This window comes from Evansella tamaricis, from assembly GCF_019042215.1.
In the GTDB taxonomy this organism is placed as follows: domain Bacteria; phylum Bacillota; class Bacilli; order Bacillales; family Salisediminibacteriaceae; genus Evansella; species Evansella tamaricis.
In genome coordinates this window covers 1-3,519 of sequence record NZ_JAHQCS010000158.1, presented here as the reverse complement: position 1 = coordinate 3,519, position 3,519 = coordinate 1, and the positions used below count along the sequence as shown (strand labels likewise).

General features: G+C 44.6%; 3 protein-coding genes. All 3 read left to right on the top strand.

What is annotated here, in order from left to right:
* Positions 1 to 326: 326 nt before the first annotated feature.
* A complete protein-coding gene (locus tag KS419_RS19770) occupies positions 327 to 1,118 on the top strand; it encodes a hypothetical protein (protein WP_217068233.1) in 792 nt (263 codons plus the stop codon).
* An 8-nt stretch (positions 1,119 to 1,126) separates the two neighbouring features.
* Positions 1,127 to 1,978: a 3-hydroxybutyryl-CoA dehydrogenase gene (locus KS419_RS19765; protein WP_217068234.1), complete on the top strand. Its 852-nt coding sequence runs from the start codon at positions 1,127 to 1,129 to the stop codon at positions 1,976 to 1,978.
* 69 nt (positions 1,979 to 2,047) lie between these two features.
* Positions 2,048 to 3,190 (top strand): acyl-CoA dehydrogenase, encoded by a 1,143-nt coding sequence (locus KS419_RS19760; RefSeq protein ID WP_217068231.1) that lies wholly within the window; start codon positions 2,048 to 2,050, stop codon positions 3,188 to 3,190.
* The last annotated feature ends 329 nt before the right edge of the window (positions 3,191 to 3,519 follow it).

Genomic DNA, 3,519 nt, shown 5'->3' with positions numbered 1-3,519 from the left:
GGTTTTGCCCTTTTAAAGACTTGTTTGAGGACTATTACACCGGCTACTAAGCGGAACCACTGCCATCTATTAAGCGCGTTAGGAGTGATTTTCTCTTAACGTGTGTGCAGTGAGGTGGAGCGACTGGAATAGATTTAAAAGGGCGAGTTTTGCCCTCTAAGACATGATTAAATAATAGAGCTTTCTATATAAAAAGTATAATGACTTAATTTTGCTGGTGCTATTAATTAGAACTGTTAACTAAGTAGGGGAGTTGAATATATCAATTAGGGATCAATTAAATGATAAACGGTAAATTTTTCAGCTAAAGAGGAGGAAGCGACAAAATGGGAGTGGCGCTCTCAGGAAATGTCGCATCATTGGGGAGGAAGCGACAAAAGGGAAGGGAAACGCTCCGGAAAAGTCGCATCATCGGGGAGGAAGCGACAAAAGGGAAGGGAAACGCTCTGCAATTGTCGCATCATTCGAGGAGGAAGCGACAAAAGGGAAGGGAAGTGCTCACAAATTGTCGCATCATCGAGGAGGAAGCGACAAAAGGGAAGAGAAACGCTCCGCAATTGTCGCATCATCAAGGAGGAAGCGACAAAAGGGAAGAGAAACGCTCCAGAAATGTCGCATCATCAAGGAGGAAGCGACAAAAGGGAAGAGAAACGCTCCGGAAATGTCGCATCATCAAGGAGGAAGCGACAAAAGGGAAGGGAAGCGCTCTGCAATTGTCGCATCATCGAGGAGGAAGCGACAAAAGGGAAGGGAAACGCTCTGCAATTGTCGCATCATCAAGGAGGAAGCGACAAAAGGGAAGAGGAACGCTCTACAATTGTCGCATCATCAAGGAGGAAGCGACAAAAGGGAAGAGGAACGCTCTACAATTGTCGCATCATCAAGGAGGAAGCGACAAAAGGGAAGAGAAACCCTCAAGAAATGTCGCATCAAATCATCGAAGAAGAACCCTCAAGAATTGTCGCATCAAATCATCAAGGAGAAAGCGACACAATGAAAGGAAAATGCCCGCCCCTCCAATGTCCTCAATTCCAGAAGTAGAGGATGCAAAAGCTAAAATTAAGAACAAAAACGTGTCCCAAAAAACTAGATATTCCAAAACAAGGAGGCTAGTATAAGCATGAGCATGAACATAAAAAAAGTAATGGTAGTCGGCGCCGGGCAAATGGGTTCAGGAATTGCCCAAGTATGTGCCATGAATGGTTACGAAGTCATTCTCCACGATTTAAAAGATGAATTTGTTGAGAGAGGCCTCACTGGAATTCGAAAACAGCTTCTGCGTCAGGTGGATAAAGAACGAATTACAGCAGAACAGATGCAAAATTTTCTCCAAAACATTCAATCATCAACTCAGCTCAAAAATGTAGAGCAGGCCGATATGGTGATTGAAGCAGCCATTGAAAACATGGAAATCAAAAAGAATTTATTTGCTCAGCTGGATGAGCTTGCTCCGGAGCACACGATTCTTGCTACCAACACATCCTCTTTGCCAATTACTGAGATTGCAGCTGTGACTAAACGGCCGGAAAAAGTAATTGGAATGCATTTCATGAATCCAGTGCCAGTGATGAAGCTGGTAGAGATCATCCGGGGATTGGCTACCTCCCAGGAAGTTTACTTGACCGTCCGAGATATGGCAGCCAAACTACAAAAAACATCAGTGGAAGTCAATGATTTCCCCGGTTTCGTATCGAACCGTATTTTGATGCCCATGATTAACGAAGCGATTTTCACAGTCTATGAGGGTGTTGCAAGCCCGGAAGATGTGGATGAGGTTATGAAACTTGGAATGAATCATCCGATGGGTCCACTCACCTTAGCAGATTTCATTGGCCTTGATACATGTCTGTATATAATGGAAACACTGCAGGAAGGATTCGGAGATGATAAGTATCGCCCGTGTCCTCTACTAAGAAAATATGTGAAAGCAGGTTGGCTTGGGCGTAAAACAGGCAGGGGTTTTTACATCTATGACTAAGTAGGGAATACAAAAAACTTTCAAAGGTTAAAGAACGCTAATAGATGCCCAAGACAAGGAGTGACATCCATGAATTTATCATTTAGTGAAGAACAGCAGATGATGCGGAGAATGGTCCGGCAATTTGCGGAAGAGAAAGTGGCACAGGCAACACCTCATATGGAAAAAACAGATGAATTCCCAACCGAAATTGTCAAAGAAATGGGGGAACTGGGATTAATGGGAATCCCGATTCCAGAAAAATACGGTGGGGTAGAAATGGATTACACTTCCTACATTATCGCGATTCATGAGTTGTCTAAAGTGAGTGCAACTGTCGGAGTAATCTTGTCCGTACACACTTCCGTTGGAACAAATCCGATTCTGGATTTTGGAACAGAGAAACAGAAACAAAGATATATTCCAAAACTAGCAACAGGGAAATATTTGGGAGCTTTTGCTCTGACGGAACCTGGAGCTGGAAGTGATGCAGCAAGTATGAAGACCACAGCGGTAAAAAAAGGTGATCATTATATTCTAAATGGGGAGAAAATGTTTATCACAAATGCTGGTGCTGCGGACACCTACATTGTTTTTGCCAAAACAAATCCGGCGGAAAAAAGCAAAGGGGTCAGCGCCTTTATTGTAGAGAAGGATACTCCGGGACTTACGATAGGAGCACCTGAGAAAAAAATGGGTCTTCACGGATCGAATACAAGGTCACTATCCTTTGCAGATGCAGAAGTGCCTGTGGAAAACCTTCTTGGAAAAGAGGGAGAAGGATTTAAAATTGCCCTGGCAAACCTCAATAAAGGACGGGTTGGGATAGCGGCACAAGCTTTGGGTATTGCGGAAGGGGCGTTAAAAGCAGCAACCCGTTATGCAAAAGAGCGGAAACAGTTCGGAAAACCAATTGGCACTCAGCAGGGACTTGCCTTCAAATTAGCAGACATGGCCACAAAGGTGGAAGGGGCAACATTATTAACGTATCGAGCGGCAGACTTAATTGGGCGCGGGCTACCTTGCGTAAAAGAAGCGTCCATGGCGAAAATGTTTGCTTCCAATACGGCGATGGAAGTTGCCATCGATGCAATCCAAGTCTTCGGAGGGTATGGTTATACTTCGGAATACCCGGTGGAGCGATTTTTCCGTGATGCAAAGGTGACCCAAATTTACGAAGGAACAAATGAAATACAACACATAGTGATCAGTAAGGAGCTATTGAATCCGTAAGGTTTACTTGAAAGATTAGAATGTAAAAGTTTTTGAACCTTCGGGCATTGTCTAGCTCCAGCGCCTACTCGCTGCGGGGCACTTCGGAAGTGACAACTGAAGTCAAAGAGCGGACTTCTAGTTGTCATTCCTCCACTGCCCTACGCTCGTGACCAAAGGCGCTTGCGCTTTTCTTATTGTCTAGCTCCAGCGCCTACTCGCAAGGGAACTGAAAAAGTGGTGCTTTTCCACTTATACAGTCCCTAAGCAATGAGCGTAGCCGTCGCAATCTTTAAAAAGCTTGATAGGAGTGGTTTTCTCCTATCAGGCGAGCGACGAGCGCAGCCATT